Raw genomic sequence first — 18,642 nt, forward strand, 5'->3', positions numbered from 1 at the left:
CATACCTGACCTCCCACATAACTTGCTACCTCCGTAGGTGGTCCACCGCCATACGCGCGGCCGTGCCGATCACCGCGTCGGCGCGCGGCTGGATGACCGCGGTGCTGAACGAACGGGTGAACACCGCCACCGCGTACCGGCCGCCGTCGGGGTACTCGACCACGCCGACCTCGTTGCGCAGGGTCGGCAGCGAGCCGGTCTTGCCGCCGACCTCGACGTCGTCGTACGGGAAGCCCGAGGCCAGCCGGTGCGGCCACACCTGCATGTTGAGCACGGAACGCATCCAGGAGCACGACCCCGGCGTGGCGGCCTCGTCCCGCCAGATCATGGAGAGCAGGCGGGTCATCTCGCTCGGGGTGCTGCGGTTCGTGCGCGCCGGGTCGAGCACCCGCATGCGGGAGATGTCGTCGGGATCCAGGTACGGCCACCCGTGGCCGGCGTCCAGCTCCATGCTCTCGTACAGGGCCCGGCCGCTCTGCAGCAGCCGGGTGCCGCCGAGGCCGAAGGAGTCCAGCATGGTGTTGACCGCCTCCATGCCCACCCGGTCGAGCAGCACGTCGGCGGAGGTGTTGTCGCTCACCGCCATCATCAGGTACGCCAGGTCGCGCAGCGACATCGTCACGTCGTCGAGCATGGCCGACAGGCCCGTCGGCCCGGAGACCCGCCGGCCGGCCGGGACGGTCGTCGGGGCCGTCGCGTCCAGCAGCCCCGCGTCGGCCTGCCGGCAGAACTCCACCAGCAGTGGCAACTTGTACACCGACGCCAGGGGCACCGGCTCCTCGGCGCCGTGCCCGGCCTCCTGCCCGGAGTCGATGTCGCAGGCGTGCAGCCAGCCGGTCACCCCGGCCATCCGGAACAGCGCCGCGTAGTCGGGGTCGCTCATGCCAGCATCCCCGGCCTCCGGCTGATCCGCCGCGCGGGCGCGGCGCCCTCGTCGGTCATCCCGGCGCTCTCCTTCAACGTGCGTACGGCAACGGCCGAGAACTCGGCGACCCAGTCCTTCCTCGGGCCCGTCGCCGTGCGCCAGGCGGTGGAGACCCGGCACGCGATCGGCGAGCCTAGCAGCGGCCGCCACGCCAGCCCAGGGACGTCCGCCTTCGGCCCGAACGCCACCGCCTGACCCGCGAGCACCAGGCCGAGCCCGGCGCCCTGATGGACCTGGCCGGGGACGTAGCCGTGCCGGCGGCACTCGGCCAGCGTCTCGGCGTGCCAGCCAGGCTCGCCCTCCTTGGGCGGCATCAGCAGTTCGCGCCCGGCCAGCTCGGTCAGGTGCACCTCGCCGGCCCCGGCCAGCGGGTCGTCCGCGGCCAGCAGCACGCCCTGGGGCTGCACGAGCACCTGGCCGAAGTCCAGGCCGGGGGCGGCGACCGGATGGCGGACGAGCCCGACGTCGATCGCGCCCTCGGCGAGGGCGGTCACCTGGTCGGCCGTCCAGATCTCGGCGGGGACGAGCCGTACGTCCGGGTTGGCCGCGCGGAAGCCCGCGACCAGGGCGGCGATCACGGAGGCGGCCAGGTCGGGCGGGACCCCGATCTTGAGCACGCCGCCGTCGCCGTGGCGGGCCAGCTCGCGCAGCCGCTCGACCCTGGCCACGATCTCGCGGGACTCGCCGAGCAGCAGCCGCCCGGCCTCGGTCAGGCGCACCTGGCGGGCGGAGCGGTCGAAGAGCGGCACGCCGAGCTCCTCCTCCAGCCGCTTGATGCGCTGGCTGAGCGGCGGCTGCGCCATGCCGAGGCGGATCGCGGCGTTCCCGAAGTGCAGTTCCTCCGCCACGACGACGAAGTAGCGGAGATGCCGGACCAGGTCCATGACCAGCCACTATATCCAGATTTATATCCATGTAGCGGTCATATCAATATTGGACGGGACTCCTCCGTCTCTGGTGTCCTCAGGCCATGGCATCACCAACGGGGGCCCTGTACGGGCAACTTCGGCCGGAGGGACCGCGCCGCCGGCGGCGGCGCAGGTGGCCGCTGGTCCTGACCGTCCTTGTCGTGCTGGTCGTGGCGGCGGGGGCCACGATCTGGCTGTTGCGGACGAAGGGCTCACCCGAGCAGACGACCGACGAATACCTCTCGGCCTGGTCCGTCAAGGATTATGCGAAGATGCGGCAGCTCGTCGCCGACCCGCCCGCCGACTTCGAGACCTGGCACCGGCGTTTCCTCACCGACCTCAAGGTCGAGCAGGCCACCTTCTCCCGCTCCCGCTCGAACGGCCCCCTCGCCGACAACGGCCCGGACGACGACGGCTACCTGGGCTTCAGCGTCAACCTGCGAGGCCGCCGGGACTGGAAGTACAGCGGCCGGCTCAAGCTGGTCGAGCGGGACGGCGCGTGGAAGGTCGCCTGGACCCCGGCCGCCATCCACCCCGAGCTCAAGAAGGGCCTGTCGCTGCGCCTGGTCGCCCAGAAGCGCGACGCGGTGCGCGTCCTGGCCGCCGACGGCACCGAGATCGGCGGCGCGGACGCCCCCGGCTCGGTGCAGCAACTGGTGGAGGGCATCAGGCAGACCTACCCCGACCGGTTCGACGAGAGCGGCGACTCCAGCATCGGCCTCTACAAGGGCGACGAGCTGGTCGAGACGCTGGTCCAGCCGGGCGGCACCGAGCCGTTCCCCACCACGATCGACCTGAAGGTGCACACGGCGGGGGCCGCGGCGCTCGAAGGCGTCACCAAGCCGGCCTCGCTGGTGGCGCTGCGCGCCTCGACCGGCGAGATCCTGGCCGTGGTGAACAAGCCCGGCGGCTTCAACCGGGCGCTGCTGGGCAAGTATCCGCCCGGCTCGACGTTCAAGGTCGTCACGGCCTCGGCGCTGGTCGCCGACGGGGTCGAGCCCGGCAAGACGGTCGCCTGCCCGGCCGAGAAGAACATCGGCGGCTTCCCCTTCCACAACGCCGGCTTCAAGGACTACGGCACGCTCTCCTTCCAGGACGCCTTCGCGCACTCGTGCAACACCACGTTCGGCGAGATGAGCGTGGCCGAGCTGAACGGCGGCAGGCTGGCGGAGGTGGCCAAGAGCTTCGGCTTCGGCACCCCGATCAACCCGGGCGTGCCCGCCGTACGGGCCGAGTTCCCCGACCCCAAGGACGACACCGACCTCGCCTCGGCCTCCATCGGCCAGGGCCGGGTGCTGGCCAGCCCGCTCAACATGGCCTCCGTCGCCGCCGCCATCGCCTCGGGCGCCTGGATCCCGCCGCGGATCGTCTCCAAGGGCCTGGCCTCCGACGACCGCCCGCGCCCGCTGGAGCGCGGCGTGGTGTCGGCCCTGCGCAAGCTCATGCCCGCCGTCGTCACGGACGGCACCGCCAAGGCCGCGCACTTCCCGGCGGGCACCGCGGGCAAGACCGGAACGGCCGAGTACGGCTCGGGCAAGGAACCGCCCGCGCACTCGTGGTTCATCGGCTACAAGGGGGACGTGGCCTTCGCGGTCATCGTGGAGGGCGGCGGCGCCGGCTCGGCCGTGGCGGCCCCGGTCGCCGCGCGGTTCCTCACCGCCCTGCCCTGATCGACCGTGCGGGGGCGACGGGGGCGACGGGGGCGGGGTCAGCCGGCCTTGCGGTCCAGCGGCGAGGTCAGGCCGTGCACGGCGGCCACCACCTCCGAGGCGTCGGACAGGTCCGGCAGCACCAGGTCGGCGCCCGCCTCCCGCAGCTCGGCGGCCGTCGACCGCCCCGAGGCGACCCCGATCACGGCGGCCCCGCCGATCCTGGCCGCCTGCACGTCACGCGTGGAGTCGCCGATCACGACCGTGTTGGCCGCCGTGAACGGCGTGCCCAGCCGCTGCTTGGCCCTCCCCTGCGCCACCTGCAACAGCGTCGCCTTGGGGTAGACCTCCTCGCCGTAGCCGCCGAGCTCGAAGTCGACGTACTTGTCCAGCCCGAACGCCTTGAGCTTGTGCACGGCGTTGCCCTTGATCGTGCCGGTCAGCACCGACTGCACGACGCCGTCGAGCCGGGCCACCGACTTCAGCGCGGCCTTGGCGCCCGGCATCATCCGGCCCTCCTTGGCCAGCCGGCCGCGCCGGTCGGCGAAGGCGAGCGCGAGCGCGGCCAGGAACCTGGGCAGGTGGGCGTCCTCGGCCTGGAACCCGTTGACGGCCAGCGTCTCGAAGACGATCTCGGAGTCGGGACGGCCGAGCGGCGGCACGAGCTTGACCAGCGGCCGGCCGGTCACGGCGCGGAACGCCTCGGCGTAGGCGTCCCGGGTCACGATGGCGACGTCGACCAGGGTGAGATCGACGTTCCAGAGCACAAGGCGGTTGATGGCGACCTCCTGAGGGGTTACCGGCAAGGGTACGGCCGCCGCCCGCCCCGGGCTTCCCCCGAGGCGGATCCGGCATGCCCCTCAGGCGTACCGGAGCGCCTGGGCGAGCGTGTCCACCACGGGCAGGCCGGTGCCCTCCAGCTCGGCCCGCGTGGTCATGCCACCGGTGTAGAGCACCGCCCGCGCCCCCACGTGTTGTGCGGCGAGCCCGTCGTCGACGCTGTCGCCGATCACCAGGATCTCGCCGGGATCGACGTCGAGGGCCTGGATGTGCGCGGTCATGTGCACGGCCTTCTCGCCTCCCGTGCTCCCGACCAGCCCGTCGATCCGGGTGAAGTGCCGGGTGATGCCGAAGGACTCGACCATCGGCAGCAGATGGGTGTGGGGGGCCATCGAGCACAGCGACTGGGTGCCGGCCCAGCCGCCGAGCACCACCTCGGCGTCGGGGGCCAGCCCGCAGGCGGCGCTCAGCCTGAAGTAGTGCTCGTGGAACCCGGTGTCCAGCAGCTCCCACTCCCCCTCGGCCAGCGGCCGGCCGAGCAGGCGCTCGTAGGCGACCCAGATGGGACGGGTGTAGACCGCGCGGAACCCGTCGGCGGTCAGCTCGGGCAACGCGTACGGCTTGAAGAGGGCGTTGGTGGCACCCACGACGGCCTCGACGTCGTGAAAAAGCGTCCCGTTCCAATCCCAGATGATGTGTTTTGTCATGTCCCATCAAGCTTATTCGGCAGGTGTGACGTTCTCATGAACGCAGCAGGTCCGGGATCTCCTGGGTGGCGTACCACATGAGCTCGTGGGCCTCCGCGCCGTCGACCGTGAACCGGGCGTCGTCGTCGCCGTCGTCGGCGGCGGCCAGCGCCTCGACGGCGGCCTCGATGTCGGTTGCGGCGTCGTGGTCGTCGATGTGCACCGCGGCCACCTTCGCCATCGGGACGGCCGCGGCCAGGCGCACCCGTGCCCGCTCCTCCAGGCCGACGCCGGCCGAGACCGAGCCGTCGGGCACCTCGGCGGCGACCACCACCCGCCTGGGCCCGGCGGCCACGCCGTCGGCGCGGTCGGCGGCCAGCATGCGCAGCGAGGCGCGGGCCGCCTCGGTCAGCGCGACGTACTCCAGTTCCTCGGTGTCTCCCGAGGCGTACCACTCGGTCAGCGCGGGGGTCACCGCGTAACCGGTCAGGGGGGCCGGACCCAGCTCCCCCGCCTCGACCGCGCGGGCGAGGGTGGGGAGGGTGCACGGCAGATAGACGCGCATCACGAACCTTTCCGAAATCGCAAGGGCACCATCATGCCCGTCGCAGCGTGAGCCGGAGCACGGACTCCAGCTCTGTGAGGGTCGTGTCGGCGTCGCGGTGGTGGATGCCGGTGATGCCGAGGGCGCGGGCGGCCAGGATGTTGGCCTCGATGTCGTCGATGAACACGCACTGCTCGCCGGGCAGTCCGACCTGGTCGAGGGCGTGGCGGAAGATGCGCTCCTCGGGTTTGCGCATGCCGACCTCGCCGGAGATCACGACCGCGTCGAAGAGGCCGTCCCATTCGTGGCGAGGGTAGGTGTTCGACCAGGAGTTAGACAACAAACACGTCTTGACACCATTTTTCCGTACGTCGCGGAGCATGTCGTACATGGCGTCAACCCGTTCGAACCCCGCGAACATCCGCTCCAGCAGCCCCTCGGCCACCGGCGGCACGCCGTCCACGGTGAGCAGCCGCGCGGCCAGGTCGCGTTCGAAGGCCGGGCCGTCGAGCTCGCCGCGTTCGAGCGCGTGCACGACGTTCTGGCCCTCGCCGCCCCGGTAGGCGTGGTCGACCAGCTCGCGCATCACCGAACGGTAGTGGTCGGCGTCGATCCGGTCGGCCGCGAGCCACCGGGCGATGGAGTCGGTCAGGCTGCTCGTGAGCACGCCACCCCAGTCGATGAGCACCCCTGCGACCACGACCGCCTCCTCGCTCGAATCCGGTTCTAGGATAGAACCCCACAGAATCGGCTTTTGCACGGCCCGGCTCTTTATTTACGGATAAATCCCACTGAATGGCCTGCGCGATCTGTCCATGGGCCGCCCTAACCCGCGGCCCGCACCTCGGCGGCCAGCTTGCGGTGCTCGGGCGAACGCAGCACGCCGGCCGCCTCCCGCGCCGACGCGACGGGCGCCGCGGACAGCAGCCCCCTCTTCTGCTTGAGCCTGAGCAGCCGGATGACCGACTGGTCGAGGCGGTCCTCGGAGATGCGCCCCGACTTCACCGCCCCCAGCACCGCCTGGTACGCCTTGCCCAGGTCGTACGGCATGAGCAGCAGGTCGGCCCCGGCCAGCACCGCGCGCACCGCCACCTCGCCGTCGCCGTACTTCTTGCGCACGCCCTCCATGTTGAGCGCGTCGGTGGAGATCACGCCCTTGAAGCCGAGCTTCTGCCGGAGCAGGCCGGTCAGGATGGGCTTGGACAGCGTCGCCGGGTCGCCCGACGGGTCGAGCTTGGGGAAGACGATGTGGGCGCTCATCACGGCGTCGACCCCGGCGCCGACGGCTGCCCTGAACGGCGGCGCGTCGATCTTCTCCCACTGGGCCATGGTGTGCTTGATCACCGGCAGGCCGGTGTGGCTGTCGACGGAGGTGTCGCCGTGGCCCGGGAAGTGCTTGGCCGTGGCCGCCACCTTGGCGTCGCCGAAGCCCTTGACCGCCGCCGCGACCATCTTCGCCACCGCGGACGGGTCGTTCCCGTAGGCCCGCCTGCCGATGACCGGGTTCCTCGGGTTGACGTTGACGTCGGCGACGGGCGCGAAGTCGAGGTTGACCCCGAGCGCCCGCAGTTCCTCGCCGGTCGCCCTGGCCACGGCCCTGGACATCGCCGGGTCCTTGGTGGCGCCGATCTCGGCCGCGCCGGGGAAGTCGGTCATCAGCGCGGACATGCGGGAGACCAGGCCGTTCTCCTGGTCGGTGCCGACCAGCAGCGGGACCTTCTTCGACGCCTCCTGAAGGCCGTTGGTGAGCTGGACGACCTGGGCGGTGGTCTTGACGTTCGCCGGGAAGAGGATCACGCCGCCCAGGTGGTAGCGGGCGATCACCTTGGCCGGGGTCTGGGCGCCGTAGCGGGCCTGGTTCTCGCCGGAGACGGTGTCGGCGGCGGTGCCGTACAGGACGGGCATGAAGAGCTGGCCGGCCTTCTCCTCCAGGGTCATCCGCTTCAGCACCCGGAGCACCGGGTCGGCCTCGGCCTGGGGCGGGCTCTGTGGTGTCGTGCTCCCCGCGGGGGTGGCCCCGTCGCTCGCCGGGGCCGCGCTCGCCGGGGCGCCACCGCCGCCGCCGCACGCGGTCAGCGCCAACACCAGGAGCCCTGCCGGGCCGATCCGTCTGAACATGCCTTCCAAGGTATCCATGCCGCGGCCCGTACGAGCCCCGCCACCGGAAAACGGCCCGTTCACACCCCCAGTGCCGCGAGCCCGGGCAGGTGGATGCGCGCCACCGCGCGCGCGTTCGCGGCTGTGACCTGGGCCCGCGCGTTGCGTGCCGCCAGCCTGCACTGCTCCAGCGTGTGCGCGGCCAGCGCGGCGCGTACGGCCCCCAGCGCCCCCGCCCCCATCGACAGCGTGGTCGCCCCGAGCCCGACCAGCACGCACGCCATGGCCGGATCGGCGGCCGCCTCACCGCAGATGCCCACCGGCTTGCCGTGGCCGCAGGACATGGCGATCAGGTCGAGCAGCGCCGGCTGCCACGGGTCCTGGAGCCCGCTCACCGTGCCGAGCTGGCGGTCGGCGGCGAAGGCGTACTGGGCCAGGTCGTTGGTGCCCAGCGAGACGAAGTCCACCACCCCGGCGAGCTGCCCGGCCCGCAGCGCCGCGGACGGGATCTCGATCATGACGCCCACCTTGGACAACCCGCGCGCCCGGCAGGCGTCGGCGAACCACCTGGCCTCCTCGGCCGTGGCCACCATGGGCGCCATCACCAGCAGCTCGGCCGGCGCGTCCTCGGCCGCCGCCGCCAGCGCGCGCAACTGCGCGTCCATCACCTCGGGGAACCGCCTGAACAGGCGCAGCCCGCGTTCCCCCAGTGCCGGGTTCGGCTCGGCGGGGGCGGGCAGGAACCGCAGCGGCTTGTCGGCGCCCGCGTCGAGCGTGCGCACCACCACGGTGGCTCCGGGCAGGGCCTCCAGCGCCGCGCGGTACGCCCGCCGCTGCTCCTCGGCGGTGGGCGCGTCGGCCCGGTCGAGGAAGAGGAACTCGGTCCGGTAGAGCCCGACGCCCTCCGCCCCGGCGGCCAGCGCCTCCTCCAGCTCGGCCGGGCCTGCGACGTTGGCCAGCAGCGGCACCGCGTGCCCGTCGGCGGTCCGGCCCGGCCCCTTGGCCGCGCCGATCGCCGCCTGCTTCGCCGCCGCCGCGTCCCGCGCCCCGGCCACGTGGTCGTCGGACGGTTCCAGGCTCACCTCGCCCGTCGTGCCGTCCACCAGCACCCGGACGCCGCCGGGGATGCCGGTCGCCCCGGGGCAGGCGACCACGGCGGGCACGCCCATCGCCCGGGCCATGATCGCGGTGTGGCTCGTGGGCCCGCCCTGCTCGGTGACGAACCCGGCCACGTGCCGCCTGGACAACAACGCCGTGTCGGCGGGCGCCAGATCGGCCGCGACCAGCACGTACGGCTCCTCGGGCGCCGCCGGCAGCCCCGGCATCGGGCGCCCGGTGAGCAGGGCGATCACCCGGTCCCTGATGTCGTCGAGGTCGGCGGCCCGCTCGCCCAGGTAACCGCCGGCCCCGGTGAGCACGTCCCGGTACTTGGTGAACGCCTCGAAGACCGCCCGCGGAGCGGCGAGGCCCCGGTCGATGAGGGTCCTGACCTTCACCACCAGACCGGGGTCCTCGGCCATCAGCGCCTGGGCCTTGAGGATCTCCTCGGCCTCGCCGCCCGCCTGGTTGCCGCGGGCCTCCAGCTCGCCCGCGACCTGTGAGAGCGCGGCCGTCGCCCGCTCCTTCTCCTGTTCCGCCTCACCGGTGTAGGTGCTGCCCTCGGGGGGTTCGGGCACAGAGGCGGTCAGAACGTACGCGGGGCCGTGCCCGATGCCCGGGCTGACCCCAACCCCCCGCAGGTTCATGGCGCTCCGGCGATCGTGGCCAGTTCGTCCAGGATCTCCTCGGAACCGTCGCCCTCTGCGCTGATCACGACGGTCTCGCCCTGCCGGACGTCGAGCGCCATGATGGCGAGGATGCTCTTGCCGTTGACCGGCGCCCCTCCGCCGCCGGCCTTGGCCACGCTGATGTCCATCGGGGCCAGCTGGGCCCGTTTCACGAACGTCGCCGCGGGACGGGCGTGCAGGCCCACCTCCGCCGCGACCGTGACCTTGCGCTCACCCATGAGCCTCTCCTTCTCTACCCGGTCCAGACCAGCTGGACCCTTGCGTGAACGGCGGCCGGCCGCTCGTGGTCGGGCCGGCGCCGGCATGGCTGGGGGCACGCCTATTGTGACGTCTTCTGCTGGTACGACCGTGCCGATGAGGCGCCGTACGGCGATCTCGGGGACCGCGCCGACGGTGTCTACATCCATGTGAACAGCTCGTCCCCCACGTGCACCGCCCCCTGGACGATCCCGGTCACCGACTCCGAGGGAGCGTCCAGGGCCACGACCGGGCAGACCGGGGACCGTCCGCCGGCCTCGACGACGGACGGGTCCCACGCCACGACGGGCTGCCCCGCGCTGACCCTGTCGCCCTCGGCCGCCAGCAGCTGGAATCCCTTCCCCTTGAGCTGGACCGTGTCGATGCCCAGATGCACCAGCACGCCCCTGCCGTCGTCCCCCACGATGACGTAGGCATGCGGATGCAGTTTCATGATTTTTCCCGCTATGGGGGCCACGGCCTTGCCCGGCCCCCGCAGCGGGTCGATCGCCGTTCCCGGCCCCACCATGCCCGCGGAGAAGACCGGATCGGGCACGGCGGCCAACCCCACAGCCGCCCCCTCGACCGGGGCGAGAACAGTCGTCATGGTCTCGCCCTTAGCCGATGATGTCCTCGATGTCGCTGGCGATCGTGTCCGCCTCGGGCCCCACGACGACCTGGACCACGTTCCCCGCGGCCATCACGCCGTGCGCCCCCGCCGCCTTGAGGGCGGCCTGGTCGACCTTGGACGCGTCGTGCACCTCGGTGCGCAACCGGGTGATGCAGGGCTCGATCTCGATGATGTTGTCGGCACCGCCGAGACCGGCGATGATCGCATTCACATCCGCCATCCGGTCCTCCCTCGTTCCAACTCCTTGACCAGGCTAAACGAGGCGCCCGGCTCAGTCCGTCTGCGTGACCTTGTTGAGCCCGCGCGGCGAGTCGGGGTCGATGCCGAGGCGCCGGGCCAGCGCTTCGGTGAGGAGCTGGCCGGGGATGATCAGGCCCATCGGCGCCACCCATTCGGGCAGGTCGGGGCCGTTCAGCGCGGCCGTGCCGGCCTGCGCGAGCGCGTCGCCGCCGCCGATCGTGTACGCCGCCGCGCCCGCCGCCACGACCCGCTCGGCCAGGGCCACCGTGCCGGACAGCGTGGGGCTGTTCTCCGAGGCCACCAGCAGCGCCGGGGTGTCGGCGTCGACCACGGCGATCGGGCCGTGCAGCAGGTCGGCGTAGGACAGGCCCATGGCGTGCAGGTAGCAGGCCTCCTTGAGCTTGAGCGCGGTCTCCAGGGCCGTGGAGAAGGCGAGCCCGCGTCCGGACACGACCACGCCCGGCTTGTCCAGCAGCCCTTCGACGACCGCGTCCAGGTCGCCCGGCTCGGCGATCAGCTTCTCGACCGCCTCGGGCACCCGCCGCAGGTCGCCTGCGTCCACGTCGGCGCCCAGGCCCAGCGCGAGCACGGCCAGCGCGGCGAGCTGCGTGGTGTACGTCTTGGTCGCCGGGACGGCCTTCTCCTCGCCGGCCAGCGTGCACAGCGCGACGTCGGCCGCCTGGGCGAGCGGGCTGTCCTCGCCGCCGTTGGTGATGCCGACCGTCTTCGCGCCGCAGTCCTTGGCCCAGGTCAGGGTCTCGACGATCTCCTCCGTACGGCCCGACTGGGAGATCGCGACGGCCAGCACGCCGTCGAGGTCGAGCTTGCGCCGGTAGGTCGTCGCGATGGACGGCGCCGCCAGCGCGCCCATCCGGCCCGCGTGGGACTCGACCAGGTAGCGGCCGTAGACTGCGGCGTTGTCGGAGGTGCCACGCGCGATGAACAGCAGCTGGCGCGTCTGCTCGCCCACCGCCCTCACCTCGTCCACCCTGGGGAGCAGGGCGTCGAGCGTGGCCCGCAGCGCTTCCGGCTGCTCGGCGATCTCACTGCGCATCTTGGTGGTCATCCTGAGCTCATCCCTCGATTCATACGGTTCGGACTTGACCGTCTTTCACGACATGTGGTCTAGTCCGGACTAGACCAGTACGAACCATAGCCCATGGCCACCAAACAAGAAATCTGCCCATAGACTGCCGCACCACCAGTCCCAGATTTCTTCTTTGCCGATCGAGGGGAGGATCCGTGGCGCACATCGATCCGGATAGCCCGGTGCCCAAGTACTTCCAGCTTCGCGAGATCCTGCTGGACCTCATTGACAGCAACGAGCTCAGCATCGGCGCGGCCATCCCGTCCGAGCGGGAGCTCTGCCAGCGGTTCGGCCTGTCCAGGATGACCGTACGGCAGGCCGTCGACCACCTGGTCTCCGAGGGCCGCCTGCACCGCGTGCCGGGCAAGGGCACGTTCGTGGCCAGGCCCAAGATCGAGCTGGCGTTGCAGCTCACGTCGTTCACCGACGACATGAGAGCGCGCGGGATGATCCCGGGCTCGCGCGACCTCGACCGCCGCATCGTGCGGGCCAGCGCCCACCTGGCCAAGGAACTGGGGATCCAGCCGGGCGAGGAAGTGCACTTCATCGAACGCCTGCGTACGGCCGACGGCGAGCCGCTGTCCATCGAACGGGCACACATCCCGGTCAAGCTCGCCCCCGACCTGGCCGATTACGACTTGTCGGACAAATCGCTGTATGAGCTGCTGGAGAGCCGCTACGGGCTGGTCATGGACGCCGGCGAGCTCACCATCGACGGCGGCATCGCCGACCCGAGCGACGCCGACCTGCTGAAGCTGCCGCGCGGCGGCGCCGTGCTGCTGCTCCAGCGCAGGTCCTTCTCCGGCGGGGTCTGCGCGGAGCTCGGCGTGTCCACCTACCGCGCTGACCGCTATCAGCTGCGGACCATCCTCGAAATGCCCGTTAGACGGGGCTAGGGCCACTCCGCCGGGCCCGGACGGCTCGGGCCACTTCGCCAGGCCCGGACGGCCTGCCCGGCGGACGCCCCACTCCCACCCCCCGGAGGAACGCCCGGTGAACGAGACCACCGCCGCCGCCCGGCCTTCGCCGTTCGCACGCGTGATGAACGTGCTCCAGCGGCTGGGCCGCTCGCTGATGTTGCCCATCGCGGCCCTGCCCGCGGCCGCGCTGCTCTTCCGGTTCGGCCAGCCCGACATGCTGGGCTCCAACGGCCCCGCCCCCGGCGGCCTGGCCGACGTGCCCGGGTTCGCGTGGATGAGCCAGGTCGCCGAGGTGCTGGCCGCGGCCGGGGACGCGCTGTTCCAGAACCTGCCGCTGCTGTTCGCGGTGGGCGTGGCCATCGGCTTCGCCCGCAAGGCCGACGGCAGCACGGCGCTCGCGGCCGTCGTCGGCTACCTGGTGTTCGACCGGGTGACCAAGGTGATGTTCTTCGGCTCGGACATCCGGGACACCGTGGCCATCCGCCAGGTCCAGGACCAGGGCATCAAAGAGGTCATCAACTACGGCATGCAGAACCCCACCAAGGTGCTCGGCGGCATCGTGATGGGCCTGGTCACCGCGCTGCTGTGGCAGCGCTTCCACCGGATCAAGCTGCCGCCGTGGCTGGCGTTCTTCGGCGGACGCCGGTTCGTGCCGATCATCACCTCCATCGTCGCGCTGCTGCTCGGAGTGCTGTTCGGCTGGCTCTGGCCGGTCCTCGGCGAGTGGATCCGCCACGCCGGCGAGGCCCTGGCCGCCATCGGCCCCATCGGCACCGGCATCTACGGCCTGATCAACCGCCTGCTCATCCCGCTCGGTTTGCACCACTTCGTGAACTCGGTCGTCTGGTACGTCGTGCCGCAGTGCGAGGTGGGCGGTCACGTGCTGGGCGGCGACTGGAACTGCTACTTCGGCGGCGCCCCGCACTCCGGCCAGTTCATGGCCGGTTTCTTCCCCGTCATGATGTTCGCCCTGCCGGCCGCCGCCCTGGCCATGTGGCGGGCCGCGCCCCCGCACCGCCGGGCCACGGTGGGCGGCATCATGCTCTCGGCGGGGCTGGCCTCGTTCGTCACCGGCATCACCGAGCCGATCGAGTTCGCGTTCATCTTCGTCGCGCCCGCGCTGCTGGTCGCGCACGCCGTCCTGACCGGGCTGGCGATGGCGCTCACCACGCTCATCGGCGGGCAGCTCGGCTTCGGCTTCTCCGCGGGCCTGCTGGACATGCTGCTGAACGCCAGCAAGTCCAACACCCAGAACCTTCCGGGCATCCTGCTGCTCGGCCTGATCTACGGCGTCGTGTACTACGTCGTGTTCACGTTCCTCATCCGCAGGTTCGACATCATGACGCCCGGCCGGGAACCCGAGCCCGACCTCGACTCCGGCGAGACCTAGCGTCCGTTTTCCGCCACGCCCGCCGTGGTAGGAACCTGGCATTCCCCCGCTGACGGACCACCGAGCGGGGGTGAGGACCATGGGCGCGTCGCCCTGGTCGGCGACCTTCGCGGTGCTGCAGCGCATCGGCCGCTCGCTCATGATGCCCATCGCCGTGCTCCCCGCCGCGGGCCTGCTCTTCCGCTTCGGCCAGGACGACCTGCTCGGCAAGGACGGCCTCGGCGGCCTCCTCCCCTGGATGTTGCCCGTCGCCAACGTCCTGGCCGCGGCCGGTGGCGCCCTGTTCGACAACCTGCCCGTCCTGTTCGCGATCGGCGTGGCGATCGGGTTCGCCCGCAAGTCCGACGGCTCCACCGCCCTCGCCGCCCTGGTCGGCTACCTGGTGTTCGACCGCGTCAGCCGTACGCTGTTCTACGACGCGGGCCACGGCGCCGTCTACGCCAAGGTCGTCGTCGCCACCCCTCAGGGGCCCATGCTCAACCTGGGCGCCCAGAACCCCACCGGCGTGCTCGGCGGCATCGTCATCGGCATCACGGCGGCGCTGCTCTGGCAGCGCTTCTACCGGCTGAAACCGCCCCCGTGGCTGGCCTTCTTCGGCGGACGCCGCTCGGTCCCGATCATCACCGCCGTCGCCGCCCTGCTGCTCGGCGTCGTGTTCGGGCTGGTCTGGCGTCCGGTCGGCGACTGGCTGTCCAGCGTGGGCGACTGGCTGTCGGCCCACGGCACCGCGGGCACCGGCATCTACGGCGTGGCCAACCGCCTGCTGATCCCCGTCGGCCTGCACCACTTCCTCAACACCATCGTCTGGTTCACCCTGCCCGAATGCCACGCGGGCCTGAACGGCGCCACCCGGAACGCAGCCGGCGACCTGAACTGCTACTTCGCCGGCGAGCAGGGCGCCGGCATCTTCATGACCGGCTTCTTCCCCGTGATGATGTTCGGGCTGCTCGGGGCGGCCATCGCCATGTGGCGGGCGGCCCCGCCGGAACGCCGCAAGTCCGTGGGCGGCATCATGCTGTCGGCCGGGCTGACGGCATTCATCACCGGCATTACCGAGCCGCTGGAATTCGCCTTCATATTCGTGGCGCCGGTGCTTTTCGTGGTGCACGCCCTACTGACCGGGCTGTCGATGGCCCTGATGGCGGAATTCGGCGCGCGACTGGGGTTCACCTTCTCCGGGGGCGCCATAGACATGCTGCTGAACGCCAGCAAATCGAACACCCATCGGCTGGGGTTGATCATCGGCTTCGGGCTGCTGTATTTCGTCCTCTATTATTTGATCTTCGCCTCCCTGATCCGCCGCCTCGACATCCCCACCCCCGGCCGCGAACCCCCCACCCCCACCTGACCGGAACGCGGAAGTCCTCCGCCGCGCGCATGACGAAGCCCCCGCCCCCTGCTATCGCAGGGGCGACGGGGGCCCGGTCAGGCGCTTGCCTCAGCCCGTCAGACGGCGTTCTTCGGGTCGCCGTGGCAGCGCTTGTACTTCTTGCCCGACCCGCACGGGCACGGCGCGTTACGCTCGACGTTCCCGTACGCGGCCCGCTCGGCCGGCGTGGTGTGCACCCGCGTGTGCTCGACGTCGCCCTGCTCACCAGGGGCCGAGTATTCGAGCTCGGTCGGACGCTGCGGCCCGCGCAGGGCGGTGGAGATGATCGACCGCGTCTCGGTGACCGCGGCGTCCTCCTCCTCCTCGACGATCGGGTTCTCCTGCACCTCGACCTCGAGGTTGAACAGGAAGCCGACCGAGTCCTCCTTGATGCCCTCAAGCATCGCGGCGAACATCTCGAAGCCCTCGCGCTGGTACTCGATCTGCGGGTCCTTCTGCGCGTAGGCCCGCATGCCGATGCCCTCGCGCAGGTAGTCCATCTCGTAGAGGTGCTCGCGCCACTTGCGGTCGAGCACGGACAGGATGACCTGGCGCTCGAAGTTACGCGTGGCCTCCGCCCCGAGCTGCTCCTCGCGCCTGGCGTACGCCTCCAGGGCGTCGGCCTTGATCTTCTCCGAGATGATCTCGGCGGTCAGCTCCTCGCGGCTGCCGACCTCCTCGACCAGGTCGTCGATCCGGAGCGAGACCGGGTAGAGCTCGCCGAACGCCTTCCACAACTTCTCAAGGTCCCACTCCTCGGCGAAGCCCTCGGACGTGGCACCCGCGACGTAGCCGTCGATCACGTCGCCGACGAAGCCGCGCACCTGCTCGTGCAGGTCGGCGCCCTCAAGCACGCGGCGGCGCTCGGAGTAGATCACCTTGCGCTGCCGGTTCATGACCTCGTCGTACTTCAGAACTTCCTTGCGGATCTCGAAGTTCTGCTGCTCGACCTGGTGCTGGGCGGAGGCGATGGCCTTGGAGACGATGCCCGACTCGATCGGCTGGTCGTCGGGGATGCTCAGCCTGTTCATGATCATCTCGACCCTGGCCGCGTTGAACAGGCGCATGAGGTCGTCGCCGAGCGAGAGGTAGAAGCGCGACTCACCGGGGTCGCCCTGACGGCCGGAACGGCCGCGGAGCTGGTTGTCGATGCGGCGCGACTCGTGGCGCTCGGTGCCCAGCACGTAGAGGCCGCCGAGCTGGGTGACCTCGTCGTGCTCGGCCTTGACGGCCGCCCTGGCCTTCTCCAGCGCCTCGGGGTAGGCCTTCTCGTACTCCTCCGGCGTCTCGACCGGGTCGAGGCCGCGCTGGCGCAGCTCCAGGTCGGCGCGGAACTCGGAGTTGCCGCCGAGCATGATGTCGGTGCCTCGACCGGCCATGTTCGTGGCGACGGTGACGGCGCCCTTGCGGCCCGCCTCGGCGACGATCGCCGCCTCACGCGCGTGGTTCTTCGCGTTGAGCACCTCGTGCACCACGCCGCGGCGCTTGAGCGCCTTGGACAGCCGCTCGGACTTCTCCACCGACGTCGTGCCGACGAGGACCGGCTGCCCGGCCTCGTGGCGCTCCTTGATGTCCTCGACCACCGCGTTGAACTTGGCGTCCTCGGTCTTGTAGACCACGTCGGGCTGGTCCTTGCGGACCATCGGCCGGTTGGTCGGGATCGGGACCACGCCGAGCTTGTACGTCTGGTGGAACTCGTTGGCCTCGGTGACCGCCGTACCGGTCATGCCGGACAGCTTGGCGTAGAGGCGGAAGTAGTTCTGGAGGGTGACCGTGGCGAGAGTCTGGTTCTCGTCCTTGATCTTCACGCCTTCCTTGGCCTCGATGGCCTGGTGCATGCCCTCGTTGTAACGCCGGCCGTGCAGGACGCGGCCGGTGAACTCGTCGACGATGAGCACCTCGCCGTCGGCGACGATGTAGTCCTTGTCCTTCTTGAACAGCTCTTTCGCCTTGAGCGCGTTGTTCAGGAAGCCGACCAGGTGGGTGTGCTCGGGCTTGTAGAGGTTGTCGATGCCGAGCCAGTCCTCGACCTTCTCGACGCCGGCCTCCAGGACGCCGACCGTGCGCTTCTTCTCGTCGACGATGTAGTCGCCGGTGCTCTCCTCGCCCGGGTTCTTCGCCTCGACGCCCTTGCGCAGCCTGGGAACGATCTTGGCGAACTCGCTGTACCACTTGCCCGACTGCTCGCCGGGGCCGGAGATGATCAGCGGCGTGCGGGCCTCGTCGATGAGGATCGAGTCGACCTCGTCGACGATGGCGAAATGGTGGCCGCGCTGGACGCACTCCTCCAGGGACCACGCCATGTTGTCGCGGAGGTAGTCGAAGCCGAACTCGTTGTTGGTGCCGTACGTGATATCCGCTTCGTACTGCTTGCGCCGCTCGTCCGGCGCCTGGCCGGAGAGGATCATGCCGACTTCCATGCCCAGGAACCGGTAGACGCGGCCCATGTTCTCGGCGCCGACCTTGACCAGATAGTCGTTGACGGTGATGACGTGGACGCCGTTGCCCGCCAGCGCGTTGAGGTAAGCCGGCAGCGTACAGGTCAGGGTCTTGCCCTCACCCGTCTTCATTTCGGAGATGTTGCCCATGTGCAGGTTGGCCCCGCCCATGATCTGCACGTCGAAGTGCCGCTGGCCGAGCACGCGGCGGGCCGCCTCGCGCACGGTCGCGAACGCCTCGGGAAGCAGATCGTCGAGGCTCTCGCCATCGGCGTAACGCTGCTTGAACTCGTCCGTCAGGGCGCGCAACTCCGCGTCGGACAGGCTCGTGAAGTCGTCCTCGATGGAGTTGACCTGATCGGCGATCCGCTTGAGCTTGCGCAGAGTCTTGCCTTCGCCGGCACGTAGGATCTTGTCGAGAATGGCTGCCACTTTATGTAAAGCTCCTCGCAGGTCTACCCCGGCGGCGCCGCCAGGAGGAGAGGCCGAGACAAACTTCCCCGGTTGCCATCGTAGGCGGTTCCGCAACCAGACACAGCCACCGTGACGACGAGGGCGCCGGACACGTCTGGGAGAATGGGGCCAAGGCAGAGGGTATGCCGGTTGAGCGCCGGTTCGCACCAATAGCGGGATATCCGGCAAAGGAAGGATTAGTCATGGTTGAGGGGAAGAAGTCCGAGCACACGGAGAATCTCGGCAGCCACGGCGGGCGCGCCTCCTCGTGGCTGGCCGTGACTGTCATGGTGGTGGGCACCATCGTGGCCGGCTTCGGGCTGACGGCCGACAACTGGACGCTGGTCTGGGTCGGCGCCGGTGTGTTCGTCGTCGGCGGCATCCTCGCCCTCGTCTTCGACATCTTCACGGACGTGGTGATCGACGCGCCCCGCGTCGGCATGCACGCCGAAGACCACCGCTGACCACTGCGGCACACGGCGGGCCCCGACCATCCGGGCG

18 protein-coding genes are annotated in these 18,642 nt (G+C 70.7%); 5 read left to right on the plus strand and 13 right to left on the minus strand.

Annotated elements, in window-relative coordinates; all coding sequences use genetic code 11:
* Positions 1-25 precede the first annotated feature (25 nt).
* Positions 26-883, minus strand: a complete 858-nt coding sequence (locus tag ACIHAD_RS02745) for a serine hydrolase (RefSeq protein WP_397352590.1) — start codon at positions 881-883, stop codon at positions 26-28.
* Positions 880-1,809 carry a LysR family transcriptional regulator gene (locus ACIHAD_RS02750; protein WP_397352591.1) on the minus strand — a complete coding sequence of 310 codons (930 nt, stop codon included), beginning with the start codon at positions 1,807-1,809 and terminating at the stop codon, positions 880-882. Before ACIHAD_RS02750 ends, ACIHAD_RS02745 begins: the two co-directional genes overlap by 4 nt.
* 86 nt (positions 1,810-1,895) lie before the next feature.
* On the opposite strand from ACIHAD_RS02750, the gene ACIHAD_RS02755 reads away from it, so the two are divergent.
* Positions 1,896-3,503 (plus strand): penicillin-binding transpeptidase domain-containing protein, encoded by a 1,608-nt coding sequence (locus ACIHAD_RS02755; RefSeq protein WP_397352592.1) that lies wholly within the window; start codon positions 1,896-1,898, stop codon positions 3,501-3,503.
* A gap of 38 nt (positions 3,504-3,541) precedes the next feature.
* Here ACIHAD_RS02755 and ACIHAD_RS02760 read toward each other — a convergent pair whose 3' ends face one another.
* The 10 genes from ACIHAD_RS02760 to ACIHAD_RS02805 form a co-directional block, all read right to left on the minus strand.
* Positions 3,542-4,249: an HAD family hydrolase gene (locus tag ACIHAD_RS02760; protein ID WP_397352593.1), complete on the minus strand. Its 708-nt coding sequence runs from the start codon at positions 4,247-4,249 to the stop codon at positions 3,542-3,544.
* A gap of 93 nt (positions 4,250-4,342) precedes the next feature.
* A complete protein-coding gene (locus ACIHAD_RS02765; RefSeq protein ID WP_397352594.1) occupies positions 4,343-4,969 on the minus strand; it encodes an HAD family hydrolase in 627 nt (208 codons plus the stop codon).
* A 34-nt stretch (positions 4,970-5,003) separates the two neighbouring features.
* On the minus strand, positions 5,004-5,513 hold the full coding sequence (locus ACIHAD_RS02770; RefSeq protein WP_397352595.1) for a DUF6912 family protein: 510 nt from the start codon (positions 5,511-5,513) through the stop codon (positions 5,004-5,006).
* Positions 5,514-5,544: 31 nt separating this feature from the next.
* Complete coding sequence (locus ACIHAD_RS02775; RefSeq protein WP_397352596.1) at positions 5,545-6,192, minus strand: HAD family hydrolase; 648 nt, start codon at positions 6,190-6,192, stop codon at positions 5,545-5,547.
* Positions 6,193-6,317: 125 nt separating this feature from the next.
* The gene (locus ACIHAD_RS02780; RefSeq protein WP_397352597.1) at positions 6,318-7,610 is read right to left on the minus strand and encodes a glycoside hydrolase family 3 protein; all 1,293 of its coding nucleotides are present in this window, start codon (positions 7,608-7,610) and stop codon (positions 6,318-6,320) included.
* 59 nt (positions 7,611-7,669) lie between these two features.
* Complete coding sequence (gene ptsP / locus ACIHAD_RS02785) at positions 7,670-9,334, minus strand: phosphoenolpyruvate--protein phosphotransferase (RefSeq protein ID WP_397352598.1); 1,665 nt, start codon at positions 9,332-9,334, stop codon at positions 7,670-7,672.
* Positions 9,331-9,594, minus strand: a complete 264-nt coding sequence (locus tag ACIHAD_RS02790) for an HPr family phosphocarrier protein (protein WP_397352599.1) — start codon at positions 9,592-9,594, stop codon at positions 9,331-9,333. Before ACIHAD_RS02790 ends, ptsP begins: the two co-directional genes overlap by 4 nt.
* Before the next feature lie 179 nt (positions 9,595-9,773).
* Positions 9,774-10,220 carry a PTS glucose transporter subunit IIA gene (locus ACIHAD_RS02795; protein WP_397352600.1) on the minus strand — a complete coding sequence of 149 codons (447 nt, stop codon included), beginning with the start codon at positions 10,218-10,220 and terminating at the stop codon, positions 9,774-9,776.
* 10 nt (positions 10,221-10,230) lie between these two features.
* Entirely contained in the window at positions 10,231-10,464 is a 234-nt protein-coding gene (locus tag ACIHAD_RS02800; RefSeq protein WP_397352601.1) for a glucose PTS transporter subunit EIIB, read from the minus strand.
* Positions 10,465-10,515: 51 nt separating this feature from the next.
* Entirely contained in the window at positions 10,516-11,550 is a 1,035-nt protein-coding gene (locus tag ACIHAD_RS02805) for an SIS domain-containing protein (RefSeq protein ID WP_397352602.1), read from the minus strand.
* Positions 11,551-11,726: 176 nt separating this feature from the next.
* On the opposite strand from ACIHAD_RS02805, the gene ACIHAD_RS02810 reads away from it, so the two are divergent.
* From ACIHAD_RS02810 to ACIHAD_RS02820, 3 genes are all read left to right on the plus strand, one after another.
* Positions 11,727-12,467 carry a GntR family transcriptional regulator gene (locus ACIHAD_RS02810; RefSeq protein WP_357703032.1) on the plus strand — a complete coding sequence of 247 codons (741 nt, stop codon included), beginning with the start codon at positions 11,727-11,729 and terminating at the stop codon, positions 12,465-12,467.
* 97 nt (positions 12,468-12,564) lie between these two features.
* On the plus strand, positions 12,565-13,881 hold the full coding sequence (locus tag ACIHAD_RS02815; protein WP_397352603.1) for a PTS transporter subunit EIIC: 1,317 nt from the start codon (positions 12,565-12,567) through the stop codon (positions 13,879-13,881).
* Between the two features lie 79 nt (positions 13,882-13,960).
* Positions 13,961-15,229 (plus strand): PTS transporter subunit EIIC, encoded by a 1,269-nt coding sequence (locus ACIHAD_RS02820; RefSeq protein WP_397352604.1) that lies wholly within the window; start codon positions 13,961-13,963, stop codon positions 15,227-15,229.
* A gap of 98 nt (positions 15,230-15,327) precedes the next feature.
* On the opposite strand, the gene secA is transcribed toward ACIHAD_RS02820, so the two are convergent.
* The gene (secA, locus tag ACIHAD_RS02825) at positions 15,328-18,120 is read right to left on the minus strand and encodes a preprotein translocase subunit SecA (protein WP_397352605.1); all 2,793 of its coding nucleotides are present in this window, start codon (positions 18,118-18,120) and stop codon (positions 15,328-15,330) included.
* 224 nt (positions 18,121-18,344) lie between these two features.
* Here secA and ACIHAD_RS02830 point away from each other — a divergent pair, with 224 nt between their 5' ends.
* On the plus strand, positions 18,345-18,605 hold the full coding sequence (locus tag ACIHAD_RS02830; RefSeq protein WP_397352606.1) for an HGxxPAAW family protein: 261 nt from the start codon (positions 18,345-18,347) through the stop codon (positions 18,603-18,605).
* The last annotated feature ends 37 nt before the right edge of the window (positions 18,606-18,642 follow it).

It is taken from the genome of Nonomuraea sp. NPDC052265 (assembly GCF_044547985.1).
GTDB lineage: Bacteria > Actinomycetota > Actinomycetes > Streptosporangiales > Streptosporangiaceae > Nonomuraea.

Bases quoted from the DNA above. Each gene is read 5' to 3' on its own strand.
- ACIHAD_RS02745 (WP_397352590.1), bottom strand. From the start codon at position 883: ATGAGCGACCCCGACTACGCGGCGCTGTTCCGGATGGCCGGGGTGACC.
- ACIHAD_RS02750 (WP_397352591.1), bottom strand. From the start codon at position 1,809: ATGGACCTGGTCCGGCATCTCCGCTACTTCGTCGTCGTGGCGGAGGAA.
- ACIHAD_RS02755 (WP_397352592.1), top strand. From the start codon at position 1,896: ATGGCATCACCAACGGGGGCCCTGTACGGGCAACTTCGGCCGGAGGGA.
- ACIHAD_RS02765 (WP_397352594.1), bottom strand. From the start codon at position 4,969: ATGACAAAACACATCATCTGGGATTGGAACGGGACGCTTTTTCACGAC.
- ACIHAD_RS02770 (WP_397352595.1), bottom strand. From the start codon at position 5,513: ATGCGCGTCTATCTGCCGTGCACCCTCCCCACCCTCGCCCGCGCGGTC.
- ACIHAD_RS02780 (WP_397352597.1), bottom strand. From the start codon at position 7,610: ATGTTCAGACGGATCGGCCCGGCAGGGCTCCTGGTGTTGGCGCTGACC.
- ptsP (WP_397352598.1), bottom strand. From the start codon at position 9,334: ATGAACCTGCGGGGGGTTGGGGTCAGCCCGGGCATCGGGCACGGCCCC.
- ACIHAD_RS02790 (WP_397352599.1), bottom strand. From the start codon at position 9,594: ATGGGTGAGCGCAAGGTCACGGTCGCGGCGGAGGTGGGCCTGCACGCC.
- ACIHAD_RS02795 (WP_397352600.1), bottom strand. From the start codon at position 10,220: ATGACGACTGTTCTCGCCCCGGTCGAGGGGGCGGCTGTGGGGTTGGCC.
- ACIHAD_RS02800 (WP_397352601.1), bottom strand. From the start codon at position 10,464: ATGGCGGATGTGAATGCGATCATCGCCGGTCTCGGCGGTGCCGACAAC.
- ACIHAD_RS02805 (WP_397352602.1), bottom strand. From the start codon at position 11,550: ATGACCACCAAGATGCGCAGTGAGATCGCCGAGCAGCCGGAAGCGCTG.
- ACIHAD_RS02820 (WP_397352604.1), top strand. From the start codon at position 13,961: ATGGGCGCGTCGCCCTGGTCGGCGACCTTCGCGGTGCTGCAGCGCATC.
- ACIHAD_RS02830 (WP_397352606.1), top strand. From the start codon at position 18,345: ATGGTTGAGGGGAAGAAGTCCGAGCACACGGAGAATCTCGGCAGCCAC.